This is a genomic window from Mesorhizobium sp. M0751, from assembly GCF_040320265.1.
GTDB lineage: Bacteria > Pseudomonadota > Alphaproteobacteria > Rhizobiales > Rhizobiaceae > Mesorhizobium.
Map to the genome: position 1 here is coordinate 219,957 of NZ_JAMYPH010000009.1, position 12,081 is coordinate 232,037.

Below are 12,081 nucleotides of genomic sequence, written 5' to 3' on the forward strand. Positions count from 1 at the left end.
TCATCGATTGCGGTGAGTCGCGCGGCGTGGGCATGGTCCGCGAAACGGTAGGTTCGCGCGTCCATGCTACCGCCAGCCGCCCGAGGCGGTGATGCGCTCGCCGGTCAGCCATGACGCTTCGTCGGAGGCGAGGAACACCGCGACGCGGGCGACGTCTTCGGGCAGGCCGAAGCGGCCGAGCGGGGTCATGGCGATAATCTGCTTCTCGAATTCGCTGCCGACGATGCCAATGCGCGCGAGGCCTTCGGTGTCGACGCCGCCGGGCGCGATGGCGTTGACGCGGATGTTGCGGGCGCCGAGCTCCCGCGACATCGACAGCGTGATCGTGTCCACGGCACCCTTGGTGGCGGCATAGACGAGCGAGTTCGGCTGCGGATTGCGGCTGGCAACCGAGCTTATGTTGATGATGCTGCCGCCGCCCGGGCCAAAATGGCTCACTGCTTCTTGCGTGGTCAGAATGATGCCCAACACATTGGTGTCGAACTCACGGTGGAACTCGGCCTCGGTCACCGCTTCCAGGCGCTCGAATGCGAAGACGCCGGCATTGTTGACCAGTATGTCGAGCCCGCCAAACGCCGATTTTGCCGCCTCGAACAGGCGGCGCACGTCGGCCGATTGCGATACGTCGCCCTGGACGGCGACGGCGCGGCCGCCACGGTTCTCGATCTCGGCGACGAGGCGGTCGGCGCCTTCCCGTGACGAGGCGTAGTTGACCACCACCGCGGCACCGGCCGTGGCAAGACCCTTGGCAATGGCGGCGCCGATACCCTTTGACGCGCCGGTGACGATGGCGACCTTGCCGTTCAGCTTGCTCATCAATCTCTCCTTTGTCGACGATGATCGGTATTTAATGATGATTAAAAGGCGTATTAGGATCATCATGATCCATTCTTTCGTGCCTGGAATTCGGGAATGACCACCATTCTCGAAAAGACCGCCGGCCTCGTCGCCTTCGTCCGCACCGTCGAAGCCGGCTCGTTCCATGCCGCCAGCCGGCTGGTCGGCTCCAGCCCCTCGGCGGTGTCGAAAAGCGTGGCGCGGCTCGAGCGCCGACTAGGCGTCAGGCTGATCCAGCGCTCGACGCGCCGGGTCGGGCTGACCAGCGAAGGCCTCGCCTATTACGAGCGGGTGGCGCCGCTGCTCCGGGCGCTGGACGATGCCGAGGACATCGTCCAGATGGCCGATACGGCGCGCGGCCTGTTGCGCGTCACAGCGCCGGTCGAACTCGGGCGCGGCCTGATCGCGGCATGGGCGCAGGCGTTCCTTGCGCAGCACGACGCAGTCAAACTGGAGCTCAGTGTCACCGATCGTCACGCCGACCTGATCCGCGAAGGCTATGACGTTGCGGTGCGCATGGGGCCGCTCGCAGACACCGGGCTCGTCGCGCGCAAGATTGCCAATCTGCCGATCGTGCTGGTGGCCTCGTCGGCCTATGTCGCACGGCGCGGCTGTCCGGCTTCGATCGAGGATCTGGCGAACCATGACTTCATCCGTTACCAGATGGCGGGCCGGCCTTATCCGGTCACGTTTGCCGACGATACGATGATCGTGCCGGATGGCCGGTTAGACACCGACGACGGCGGCGCCATTCGCAACGCAGCACTTGCCGGCGCCGGCATCGCGCATCTGATGCGGTTTGCCGTGCAGGACGATCTCGACACGGGCCGCCTGGTCCGCATCCTGCCCGAAGTGGCGATGCCAACCATGCCGGTGCACATCGTCCATGCCTACGGGCGGCAGCTGCCGGTCCGGGCACGGCTGTTCGTCGACTTCCTGGCGGGCCAGATGGTGGCGCTGATGCGATAGGGCAGACGCGGTCTGGGCAAGCACCCAGGTTTTGGCAGAGACCAACCGTGCCGGCCGGTGCGAACCACCTTACCGGAAGCTAGAAGGTGATCTTCACTGAATCGGCGCTGCGGCTGGCCGGGCCGTGGTGGACGGCCTCGATGTTGTTGCCGTCGGGGTCGAGCAGGAAGGCGGCATAGTAACCGGGATGGTAGTGCTGCCGCTCGCCCGGCGCGCCATTGTCGGTGCCGCCCGCCTCAAGCCCGGCCTTGTAGAAGGCATCGACCATCGCACGGTCCTTTGCCTGGAAGGCTAGGTGATGGCGCCCGGTCAGCTTTCCCAGGGCCGCCGGGCTGTCGGGGCTGGAAATGAACAGCTCATCGGCCCAGAAATAATCATCGCCGGCGCCACCGATCGGTATGCCGAGCACATTGAGAACTGCCTCGTAGAAACGCCGGCTGGCCTTGAGATCCCTGACCACCAGCTGGACGTGGTCGATGAGACGGCCGCGATGAAGTTCCTGATTTGCCATGCTTGACAGCTCCTGATCGCCGCTTGGAAATCTAGCTTCGAACGGTGCGCGGTCAATCCAGAAAGCCGTGGAATGGCCAGCAAAGCCGTGGAATGGCGCCATCGCACCGACTGGATAAAAAATGCAACCGGATTGTCGGATTCAAAAGTTGTCCAACGTCCTTCGGACGCAAGCGGCTCGGCGAAGCTCGAAAAGGTCGTGCCGTATCAACCCTTCCGGCATGGGAGAAAATTGAAATGAGCCTTCCCTATCGTTGGGTCATCGTCGCGGCTGGCGCGCTGATGACCTGTGTCGCCCTCGGGGCGATGTTCTCGCTGGCGATCTTCCTCGAACCGATGGCACTCGACACACAATGGTCGCGTGCCGGCATATCGAGCGCGATGACGCTGAACTTCCTGGTAATGGGCCTCGGCGGCTTCGCCTGGGGCGCCATTTACGACCGCTTCGGCGCCCGCATCGTCGTCATGACCGGCGCCGTGCTGCTCGGCCTGGCGCTGGTCCTGGCCAGCCGCACCGGCTCGCTGCTCGTTTTCCAGTTGGCCTACGGCGTGCTCGTCGGCCTCGCGGCAAGCGCCTTCTTCGCGCCGATGATCGCGCTCACATCCGCCTGGTTCGACACGAACCGCAGCCTCGCCGTCTCGCTGGTCTCGGCCGGCATGGGCGTGGCGCCAATGACCATCTCGCCCTTCGCCCGCTGGCTGATTTCGGCCTACGACTGGCGTACCGCAATGTTCGACATCGGCATAACGGCGTGGGTGCTGCTACTGCCGGCCGCGCTTCTTGTGCGCCAACCGCCCAAGCCCGCTGCCGACGGCGCTGCCCCAAGCGTTGCCGCCGAGGGCGCCGGCATGACGGTTCCGCAGGCGCTGCGCTCGCCTCAATTCATCGTGTTGGGACTGACCTTCTTTGCCTGCTGCGCAGCGCATTCGGGGCCGATCTTCCATATGGTGAGCTATGCCATGCTGTGCGGCATAGCGCCGATGGCGGCGGTCAGCATCTACAGCATCGAGGGCCTGGCAGGGCTGGGTGGCCGGCTGCTTTACGGCGTGCTTGCCGATCGGCTGGGCGTCAAACCGGTGCTGATCACCGGGCTGGCCATACAGGCCGTGGTCATCGCAGCCTATCTGGCGGTCAGCGAGCTTGGTCAATTCTACACGCTCGCTGTCATCTTCGGCGCCACCTATGGCGGCGTCATGCCGCTCTATGCGGTGCTGGCGCGCGAATATTTTGGCCAGCGCATCCTCGGCACGGTGTTCGGTGCCGTAACCATGCTGTCCAGCCTCGGCATGGCTTTCGGCCCGCTCGCCGGCGGCATGGTGTTCGATGCCTATGCCAGCTATTCCTGGTTGTTCATCGGCTCGGCCCTTGTCGGGCTTGGCGCGATGGCGATTGCGATCGCCTTCCCGCCGCTGCCGCGCCGGGAGTTGCAACCGGCTTAAAGCAGGATCGACGGAAAAGGGCGGCCGCTTGGATGGCAAGCGGCCGCGATCCAAAATAGCTGGCGCGTTTCGCGGGAGCGGTCTGGCCAGTGCTCGGTTCGATATTCTGAAAGAAGAATTGCTATGCTTGCAGGGCCACCACCTCGGCGCCGTCAAGCGTGTAGCGCGCATAGCGGAAATCGCGAATTCTCGCCAATCTGTCGTCCGCCCATTCCAGCAGGATAAAGTATCTTAGCCCTCCGGCTGAGTCATCCGGATCGATCACCAGAATGGCTGGTCGCCGATCCACCAGGCCTGGAAGCAGCCGCCAGTCGTGGATACTCGCGTAATTGTGGAAGTACCGGCCCACTTTCGTGCGACCACTCGCCCGCAGCCGGTTGACGAGATCAAGCCGCACGTCTTCGGCCAGCATGTCGCGGATCGCATCGAAGTCGCGGGCGTTGAACCGCTCTACATAGGCTGCCAGACGCGCCCGCTCGGGCTCGGCCAACAACGGCACGGGCCGATCGTCAGGCTCGCGGGCGACTTCGCGCAGGCGCAGACGGCCGCGATGAAGCGCGGCCTTCACCGCCGGAACGCTGCTGTCGATTATGTTGCCGATTTCTTCGAGCGTATAGCCGAGCACATCCATGAGGATGACGCTGCTACGCTGCGCTGCCGGCAGGCGCATGAAGGTCCGCAGGCTTGCGGCTGCAGTGTGCCGGCCCTCGGCCGACATGCCGGGGTCAGGTATCGTGTCGATATCCTCGAGGGCATGCGCGGCATCCACCCTGGCGCGACGGCGCAGGTGGTCGAGCGCTGCGTTGTGCGCGATGCGGAACAGCCAGCCCTCGACATTGGCTATCGGCCCGGTCCCGGGGAACGCCTCGAGCGCCTTCACCGTAGCTTCCTGGACGACATCCTCGGCATCGATCACCGAACCGGTCATGCGGGCGCAATAACGGTGCAGTTTCGGCCGCAATTCGCCGAGCAGCCGGTCAAATGGCTCCCGTCCTTCTGGCGTGCCGATTGCGGATCCGGTCATCGCACAAGGGTTGATTTCATGCGTGTCTCCCAGGCAGAGGCGCCCGCCATCGGGGGCAGCGTCCTATAGACGCTCGACGATGGCAAAAGGATTCGGTCGAAAAAACTTTCTTTGGCTGGAATCCTTTGGTGGTGCCTCCGCGTCACTGGATCACGGGCCCGCGAGACTGGCGGGCCATCTGTTCAAGCCGGAGGCGTCATCATCATGAGCAAGCAAAGTGCGGCATCAACGAAGGTCTGGGTTCTCGCCCTCACGTCGATAGGCTCCTTGATGGTCGTTCTCGATGCGATGGTCGTGGCAACGGCATTGAGCACGATGCGGGTCGAGCTCGATGCCTCGCTGGAGACGCTGCAATGGACGATGAACGCCTATAATTTGAGCTTTGCCGTCCTGCTTATGACCGGGGCGGCGCTCGGTGACAGGTTCGGCCGACGCCGCATCTTCATCGCCGGATTGGCGCTGTTCGTCGCAGCGTCGGTTGCCTGCGCGCTCGCCGGAAATGCCGGATTGCTGATTGCGGCCCGTGCGGTTCAGGGCGCGGGTGCTGCAATGGTCATGCCGCTGGCCATGGCGCTGCTGAGCGTCGCTTTCCCCCCGGAGGAACGAGGCAAGGCGCTGGGTATCTTCAGCAGCATCACCGGCCTGGCCCTGATCATCGGCCCGATGGCGGGTGGTGCGATCTCCGAAGGCCTCTCCTGGCACTGGATCTTCTGGCTCAATGTCCCGGTCGGCATCGTTCTCATGCCGCTGGTGCTGCGTCGGATTCCGGAGAGTCACGGGCCGGGCACGGCTATCGATGTCCTCGGCGTCGTGCTGGTAACTGCGGCGGCATTTGGAGTGGTCTGGGGTCTGATGCGCGGCAACATCGTGGGCTGGAGCAGTTCTGAAGTGCTGTCGGCGCTGACGGCCGGACTGCTTCTCGCCATCGCATTCGTCCTTTGGCAGTTGCGTACCCGTGAGCCCATGCTGCCTTTGCGGTTTTTTCGGGCGCGCGCATTCTCCTCGGGCGTAGGAGCGAACTTCCTGCTCTGCGCCGCCATGTACGGGCTCGTATTCCTGTTGCCGCAGTTTTTGCAGTTTGCCCAGAGCCGTGGGCCGCTCGGCGCGGGCATGGGATTGCTGCCCTGGACCGCCACGCTTTTCGTGGTCGCACCGATCGCCGGCAGCCTGATCAATCGCGTCGGCGAGCGCTGGCTTGTCGTGGTCGGATTGATCCTGCAAGCAGCCGGAATGGCATGGCTGGCGCAGATCGCAGCACCTGATCTGCCCTATATCCAGCTAGTCGCCCCGCTGATCATTACCGGCGCCGGCGTATCGATGGCCATGCCTGCCGCGCAGAATGCGGTTCTCAATGCGGTCGCGCGGCCGGAGGTCGGCAAGGCTGCCGGCACATTCAACACATTCCGCTTTCTGGGCGGCGTGTCCGGGATCGCGATCGCCGGTGCGGTGTTCGCCGGGACCGGAAGCTTCGCGTCTACCGACGCCTTCAGTGATGGCTTCACCTCGGCAATCGACGTCTCCGCGCTGCTCTCGCTCGCCGGCGCGCTCGTCGGAATGGGGCTCCCGGAGCGTCGCACAGTGGCGCTCGCGAATGCGAGCAAGGAGGCGTAACCCGGAAGCGGGACGCTCGCGCGTGAGTGGGTGCCGCGAAGCGGGTCCACGCCCGCTACTGCCCGGCGGATGCGAGGGTGCCGCTCGCCATGAGGCCCCACAGCTGGTCGGCGCTCAGGTGCCTAGAACCTGCTGCACCGCAGCGCATTCGCGTCCAAATGCCGATTGCCGGTACGTCGAGGTTCGGACGCAAATTGCCGAAAACCCGCAATTCAGGGCAGTTTTCGCCTACTTTTGCGCCACGCCTCACGCGACTATTTCAAGTACGTTAAGATTTTGTGTTGCAGCGCAGCATTTTTTTCCTATTCTCGCCTTGGGGATTGGGCATTCGGTTTCGTGACGAACTGGCGTGAGGATCCCAAAAAATGCAGCGGGCAAAGCGAGTCTTGGTCACCGGGGGCGCAGGTTTTCTAGGGTCGTTCTTATGCGAGCGATTGCTTGCTGAAGGCCACGAGGTTGTATGCGTCGATAATTTCTTCACAGGAAGTCGGGGAAACATCTCGCATTTGCTTGACAACACATACTTTGAGGTCATTCGCCACGACGTCACATTTCCGCTCTACATAGAAGTTGATGAAATATATAACCTTGCTTGCCCGGCAAGCCCCGTTCACTACCAGTTCGATCCGGTCCAGACGACAAAGACCAACGTCCATGGGGCGATCAACATGCTGGGGCTCGCCAAGCGTGTTCGCGCAAAGATCCTTCAGGCTTCCACGTCTGAAGTGTACGGCGACCCCGAGATTCACCCGCAGACCGAGGACTATTGGGGCCGGGTGAACCCGATAGGGCCCCGTTCCTGTTACGACGAAGGCAAGCGGTGTGCCGAAACCCTGTTTTTCGACTATTGGCGACAGCACAGGCTGCGGATCAAGGTAGCGCGCATCTTCAACACTTACGGTCCAAGGATGCGTCCGGACGACGGCCGCGTCATTTCCAACTTCATCGTGCAAGCACTGCAAAACAAGCCGATAACTATGTACGGCACGGGCCAGCAGACACGCTCATTTTGCTACGTCAACGATCTCATCGACGGTCTGGTTCGCCTGATGCACACGGCCGACGATGTTACCGGTCCAATCAATCTCGGCAACCCGGTCGAATTCACGATGCTAGAACTCGCTAATCTGGTGATCGAACTTACCGGAAGCCGATCCAAGATCAGGTTTTTACCTTTGCCCGTCGATGACCCAAGACAGCGACAGCCTGATATTGGGCGTGCCCTGCGCGAACTCAATTGGGAACCAAGAATCGCATTGCGCGACGGTCTTGCCAAGACCGTTGCTTACTTCGATGACTTGGTCTCGTCGGGATATGCTCGGTCCGCTGCTGCCGAATGAAAACAGTCTTGGTCACTGGCGGGGCCGGCTATATCGGGTCACACTGTTGCAAGGCATTCGCCGAATCCGGTTGGTTGGTCATTGCGTATGACAACCTGTCGCGCGGCTGGCGCGACGCGGTCAAATGGGGACCGCTTGTCGAGGGCGATATTTGCGACGCTGCGGCGGTGGCAGCAGCGCTCCACCAGCATCGGCCAGATGTGGTGGCGCATTTCGCCGCTTACGCCTATGTCGGCGAGTCCGTCGAACGCCCGGCACTCTATTACCGAAACAACAGTTTTGGGACGCTGGTCTTACTCGAGGAAATGCTGAAGATCGGCGTCGACAAGCTGATCTTCTCGAGCACCTGCGCGTCTTACGGCGTTCCGATTCGTTCTCCGATTGATGAAACGCATCCGCAGTCGCCCATCAACCCCTATGGATGGTCGAAGTTCTTCGTAGAGCGAATGATAGACAACCTTTCGGATGCCCATGGCCTCAACGCGGTTGTGCTCCGGTATTTCAACGCTGCCGGGTGTGATCCCGACGGCGAAGTCGGTGAGTGGCATGAACCGGAAACGCATGTCATTCCGCTCGCTATCGAGGCGGCGGTCAGGTCGGGTCGAATTTTCACCATTAATGGCACCGACTTCGACACCCGGGACGGGACCGCGGTGCGAGACTATGTCCACGTCACCGATCTCGCCCGTGCACACGTTCTGGCAGGGGAGAAGCTACTCCGCGATCCGGGAGTCCACGTCTACAATCTCGGCACCGGAACCGGAACGACGGTGAACGAGTTGGTCGATGCGGTGGACCGGGCTTCGGGAACACGCCTTCCTGTGGCCTATGGGCCGCGCAGGGCAGGTGACCCGCCTGCGCTTGTAGCCGCGGCCGGCAAGGCGAGCCGGGAACTCGGCTGGATGCCTGAGCAATCCGGAATCGACCGGATCGTCGAAACGGCGCTGGCCTGGTATCGCCGCCGGTTGTGACAGCATACCATTCTGCCGGTCAGCCTACCGCCCCGGCCAAGTACTGAAGAAACCACAGGAGATTACCGCCCCTTATTCTGAACGTCGGTGGCGGATACAATTTCTTGTTGGTGCTGTTGATATTGGGGAACAACGAGGGAGGCGGCCCCCTGGCTCCTCACTCTGCCATTCTCGATCCAAATGACATTTGCGGCAACACGCGCCGTTTCGATGCGGTGCGTGATCAGCAAAATTGTCCGGTTGCCAAGCTGCCGATCAATCGCACGCCGCACCTGGTCCTCAAGCGCGGTATCGAGTGCGTTCATCGCCTCATCCAGGATCAGGAAGTCCGGATCGCGCAAAACAGCTCGTGCCAGGCCGATGCGCTGCCGCTGGCCGCCCGAAAATCGCAGCCCCTCCTGCCCGATCCAGGTGTCATAGCGGTCAGGGAGGCCCTCGACGAATGCAGCGACGCCGGCACTACTGGCAGCGGCAATGATCTCGTCTTCGGTCGCATCGGCTTTGGCCATTCGAATGTTGTTTGTCACCGTGCCCTCGACGAGGTCGACGTCCTGACCCGTCACGGCGATCTTGGACAGCCAATCGTCCCGCTTGACGTCTTCCAGCCGGGTACCGTCAATCTTGATGTCGCCGGAGGTCGGCTCGTATAGCCGCAGGAGGAGGTTCACGATCGTAGTCTTGCCTGCGCCACTTGCACCGATCAGCGCCGTGGTTACTCCGGCTGGAATCTCGAACGACAGGTCATTGAGCACCAGCGTGTCTGGATCATATCCAAAGCTTACGTGCTCAAAGACGATGCTCGCGTTCAGATTCCTGAGCGGGACAATACCCTGCGACGGATATTCCTTGTCGTCGGACTGGATCATCTCCAAGACTGAGCGCAGCTGCGGCTGCATCTGCGCCAGAAAAAGCAGGTTGCTTTCGAACTCCTGGGTATGCGGCTGTAACCGATACAGCAGTGCGACTGCAGCCAGCGTAACCTCGAAGCTGATGTGCCACCACCCGGAAACCAGGACGATAGAGCCCAACATTCCCAGATAGCCGATCTCGGTGGTCGGACCGATCCATGACGAAAGGCGGATGAGGGACAACGAGGCGTTGCGTGCGGCCGCCGACGATTGCATGAAACGGCGCTGATGAAGCGTCTCCTGTCCATAGGCGCGGATAGTGCGCAATGCCTGGAGCGTCATGAGCATGTGCTCGCCTAGCGATTGATGGACCTTCTTCACCTGATGGCCGAGGTCACGAGCCGGCCGCGAAAAGATGCGCAAGATTGCCGAAATTGCGATTGAGCCGACAGCCGCGATCAGCAAGATCTTCCACGAGATCGTGAGCAGGAAGACGGCAAACACGAAGATCGAGCAGCTATTTATAATAAGTCGCGTGACCGCTCCATAGGCTTGCGCAACCAACCACGATTCGGTCCCGAGCACTTCCATGAGCTGCGATTGCTCGTGCCGTTGGATGAATCCGAAGGCGACTCTGAGATATTGCTCGTGGACGAGGTTGCGCGTGCGCTCACTGATCCGCTCGCCGATGCTGGAACTTATTAAGGAGTATACCAGCGCCAGTGCTCCACGGGCGAGAATGAGCAGGAGGATCGCCACCGCGAGCCGGGTAGGGCTACCCAACCAGGCAACTGCCACGCCCAGCGCTCGACCCTGAAAACCATCTCCTGTGTCGGTGATCCGGTTGGACACGAGATAAAGAAACAGCAGGATCAGCGTGATGCCCAAGGTTTCGGCCACGGACGACAGAAAACCGAGCGCGAGCAATGCCGGCGTCGCCCAGCGCGGCTTGCCAACGATGCGCAGCAGGTGCGACAGATCGCGTAGCGAAGCACGGACTGCACCGCGCCGTATGAGGTCGGCTTCGCTCATTTCAGCTCCCCCGCTGGAAAGCGCGCCGTCGCCCGAGAGGGGATCGGCCGGCGACCACGCACCAGCCTAGTCACGACGCGCTTGGCCCACTGCGCGCCGACCCGCGGCAAATCGACGGCGATTATCCGCATGGCAATCGCGGGATGATGGCGAAGCAGCAGCGACATGATCGGAAGGACATGGCGTGGTTGCCTCTGGTGCAACGTCCGCTCTAGGAGCCACGCCGAATAGAAATGCAGGCCCTCGCGCAGCGTCGGTGCCGCACCGGGGTGGCGGCCGAGCATCTCGTCCACCACAAGCATCCAGGATCGCAGCATGCGAGTCATATCGCTCGACATATTTCCCGGCAAAGAGCGATACCCGATCAGCGGCTCCTCGACGACTTCGAAGTGGTACCTTTCGGCGACGCGACAATAAAAGAGGATATCTTCGCAACCCTGCGCGCCCGCCTCGCGCAACCGACTCTCGAACCCATCGGCGTCGATCAATGCCTGCCGGCGTACCAGGGCGGCGCTGCCGTTGCCGACGAAATTACCGTGGAAGAGGCGCTCAAGCACATCGCCCCGCCAGTTTGGCCGGTGCCGGTCATCGGTTACCGAACCCTCGGCATCGATCACCAGGTACCAGCAGTAGACGAGCCCCACTTTCTCGTCCGTTCGATCAAACACAGCCAGCTGCCGCTCGATCTTGGTCGGCGCCCAGAGGTCGTCGGCATCGACGAATGCGATCAAGTCGGATCGCGCCGCTCGCCACCCCGTATTTCGGGCGGCGGCCACGCCGGCGTTTGCCTGCTCGATAAGGCGTACGCGCGGGTCGATCTTCATGTGACGCCGGGCGATGGCGACCGTCTGGTCGCGCGAGCCGTCATCGACGACAATAATCTCGAGCTCGCCGTGCGACTGCGAGCGAACGCTGCGGAGCGTCTCGTCGATTGTATCTTGCGCATTGTGAGCGGGGATAACGACACTGACAAGTTCGCGGCTCATTCGAGTACGGCCTCTAGAATTGCAACAAAGTTATCGAGCAAGCGATCCCCGCGGATCTCGATGCGCGGAAGGTCGATGGGATCGCAATCGAGGTCCGCCGGCCCGTGTCTGCCGCCGAAGCCGATCCGATAGCCGCACTCCTTCGCCAGCCGGCCAAGCCGTCGGTCGGTGACGGAGAAGGGCGCTGCGAACGCCGTGGTTGGCCGACCGGTCCATCGTTCGATGAACATACGAGAACGCAGGAGCTCGGCGGCCAAGTCAGAGCTCGACAGACCATCGATCGCGCGATGCGTCGCCAGATGGCTTCCGAAGAACGCACCTTCGCCGGCGAGGCGTCGCACCGTCCCGGCGTCCATAAGCTGCGTCGGCGGGCCGGCGTCGGTATCCCATGTTGCGCTTCCACCCACCAGGTCCGTCACCAGGAACACTTCCGCGGTCAGGTCGTTCGCGCGCAAGATCGGCCAGGCATGGTCGGCAAAGTTCTGGAAGCCGTCATCGAACGTGATGAGCACT

General features: G+C 62.3%; 12 protein-coding genes. 6 read left to right on the forward strand and 6 right to left on the reverse strand.

Annotated features, from left to right (window positions below; genetic code table 11):
* Positions 1-66: 66 nt before the first annotated feature.
* Entirely contained in the window at positions 67-816 is a 750-nt protein-coding gene (locus NKI19_RS16615; protein ID WP_352489949.1) for an SDR family NAD(P)-dependent oxidoreductase, read from the reverse strand.
* Between the two features lie 96 nt (positions 817-912).
* On the opposite strand from NKI19_RS16615, the gene NKI19_RS16620 reads away from it, so the two are divergent.
* Positions 913-1,806, forward strand: a complete 894-nt coding sequence (locus tag NKI19_RS16620) for a LysR family transcriptional regulator (protein ID WP_352489950.1) — start codon at positions 913-915, stop codon at positions 1,804-1,806.
* A 79-nt stretch (positions 1,807-1,885) separates the two neighbouring features.
* Here the strand turns inward: NKI19_RS16620 and NKI19_RS16625 are convergent, their stop codons facing one another.
* A complete protein-coding gene (locus tag NKI19_RS16625; RefSeq protein WP_352489951.1) occupies positions 1,886-2,317 on the reverse strand; it encodes a VOC family protein in 432 nt (143 codons plus the stop codon).
* A 72-nt stretch (positions 2,318-2,389) separates the two neighbouring features.
* Between NKI19_RS16625 and NKI19_RS16630 the strand changes: the two genes are divergently transcribed.
* Together NKI19_RS16630 and NKI19_RS16635 are read left to right on the forward strand one after the other, a co-directional pair.
* Complete coding sequence (locus tag NKI19_RS16630; RefSeq protein WP_352565367.1) at positions 2,390-2,557, forward strand: hypothetical protein; 168 nt, start codon at positions 2,390-2,392, stop codon at positions 2,555-2,557.
* Positions 2,554-3,756, forward strand: a complete 1,203-nt coding sequence (locus NKI19_RS16635; protein WP_352451471.1) for an MFS transporter — start codon at positions 2,554-2,556, stop codon at positions 3,754-3,756. The genes NKI19_RS16630 and NKI19_RS16635 overlap by 4 nt, the downstream gene beginning before the upstream one ends.
* Positions 3,757-3,877: 121 nt before the next feature.
* On the opposite strand, the gene NKI19_RS16640 is transcribed toward NKI19_RS16635, so the two are convergent.
* Entirely contained in the window at positions 3,878-4,780 is a 903-nt protein-coding gene (locus tag NKI19_RS16640) for a sigma-70 family RNA polymerase sigma factor (RefSeq protein WP_352489954.1), read from the reverse strand.
* A 204-nt stretch (positions 4,781-4,984) separates the two neighbouring features.
* On the opposite strand from NKI19_RS16640, the gene NKI19_RS16645 reads away from it, so the two are divergent.
* The 3 genes from NKI19_RS16645 (at position 4,985) to galE (ending at position 8,702) form a co-directional block, all read left to right on the forward strand.
* Positions 4,985-6,391, forward strand: coding sequence for a DHA2 family efflux MFS transporter permease subunit (locus NKI19_RS16645; RefSeq protein WP_352489955.1), 1,407 nt, complete (start codon positions 4,985-4,987; stop codon positions 6,389-6,391).
* 365 nt (positions 6,392-6,756) lie between these two features.
* A complete protein-coding gene (locus NKI19_RS16650; RefSeq protein ID WP_352489956.1) occupies positions 6,757-7,731 on the forward strand; it encodes a UDP-glucuronic acid decarboxylase family protein in 975 nt (324 codons plus the stop codon).
* A complete protein-coding gene (gene galE / locus NKI19_RS16655) occupies positions 7,728-8,702 on the forward strand; it encodes a UDP-glucose 4-epimerase GalE (protein ID WP_352489957.1) in 975 nt (324 codons plus the stop codon). Before NKI19_RS16650 ends, galE begins: the two co-directional genes overlap by 4 nt.
* A gap of 62 nt (positions 8,703-8,764) precedes the next feature.
* Here the strand turns inward: galE and NKI19_RS16660 are convergent, their stop codons facing one another.
* The 3 genes from NKI19_RS16660 to NKI19_RS16670 all read right to left on the reverse strand — a co-directional run.
* Positions 8,765-10,582: an ABC transporter ATP-binding protein gene (locus tag NKI19_RS16660; RefSeq protein ID WP_352565365.1), complete on the reverse strand. Its 1,818-nt coding sequence runs from the start codon at positions 10,580-10,582 to the stop codon at positions 8,765-8,767.
* Positions 10,579-11,568: a glycosyltransferase family 2 protein gene (locus NKI19_RS16665; RefSeq protein ID WP_352489960.1), complete on the reverse strand. Its 990-nt coding sequence runs from the start codon at positions 11,566-11,568 to the stop codon at positions 10,579-10,581. Before NKI19_RS16665 ends, NKI19_RS16660 begins: the two co-directional genes overlap by 4 nt.
* Positions 11,565-12,081, reverse strand: a 517-nt coding sequence (locus NKI19_RS16670; protein ID WP_352951176.1) for a polysaccharide deacetylase family protein, incomplete at its 5' end; no start/stop codon positions are given. The genes NKI19_RS16665 and NKI19_RS16670, both read right to left, overlap by 4 nt.

Coding starts and splice junctions, on each gene's coding strand:
- NKI19_RS16615 (WP_352489949.1), bottom strand. CDS start 816: ATGAGCAAGCTGAACGGCAAGGTCGCCATCGTCACCGGCGCGTCAAAG.
- NKI19_RS16620 (WP_352489950.1), top strand. CDS start 913: ATGACCACCATTCTCGAAAAGACCGCCGGCCTCGTCGCCTTCGTCCGC.
- NKI19_RS16625 (WP_352489951.1), bottom strand. CDS start 2,317: ATGGCAAATCAGGAACTTCATCGCGGCCGTCTCATCGACCACGTCCAG.
- NKI19_RS16630 (WP_352565367.1), top strand. CDS start 2,390: ATGGCCAGCAAAGCCGTGGAATGGCGCCATCGCACCGACTGGATAAAA.
- NKI19_RS16635 (WP_352451471.1), top strand. CDS start 2,554: ATGAGCCTTCCCTATCGTTGGGTCATCGTCGCGGCTGGCGCGCTGATG.
- NKI19_RS16640 (WP_352489954.1), bottom strand. CDS start 4,780: ATGACCGGATCCGCAATCGGCACGCCAGAAGGACGGGAGCCATTTGAC.
- NKI19_RS16645 (WP_352489955.1), top strand. CDS start 4,985: ATGAGCAAGCAAAGTGCGGCATCAACGAAGGTCTGGGTTCTCGCCCTC.
- NKI19_RS16650 (WP_352489956.1), top strand. CDS start 6,757: ATGCAGCGGGCAAAGCGAGTCTTGGTCACCGGGGGCGCAGGTTTTCTA.
- galE (WP_352489957.1), top strand. CDS start 7,728: ATGAAAACAGTCTTGGTCACTGGCGGGGCCGGCTATATCGGGTCACAC.
- NKI19_RS16660 (WP_352565365.1), bottom strand. CDS start 10,582: ATGAGCGAAGCCGACCTCATACGGCGCGGTGCAGTCCGTGCTTCGCTA.
- NKI19_RS16665 (WP_352489960.1), bottom strand. CDS start 11,568: ATGAGCCGCGAACTTGTCAGTGTCGTTATCCCCGCTCACAATGCGCAA.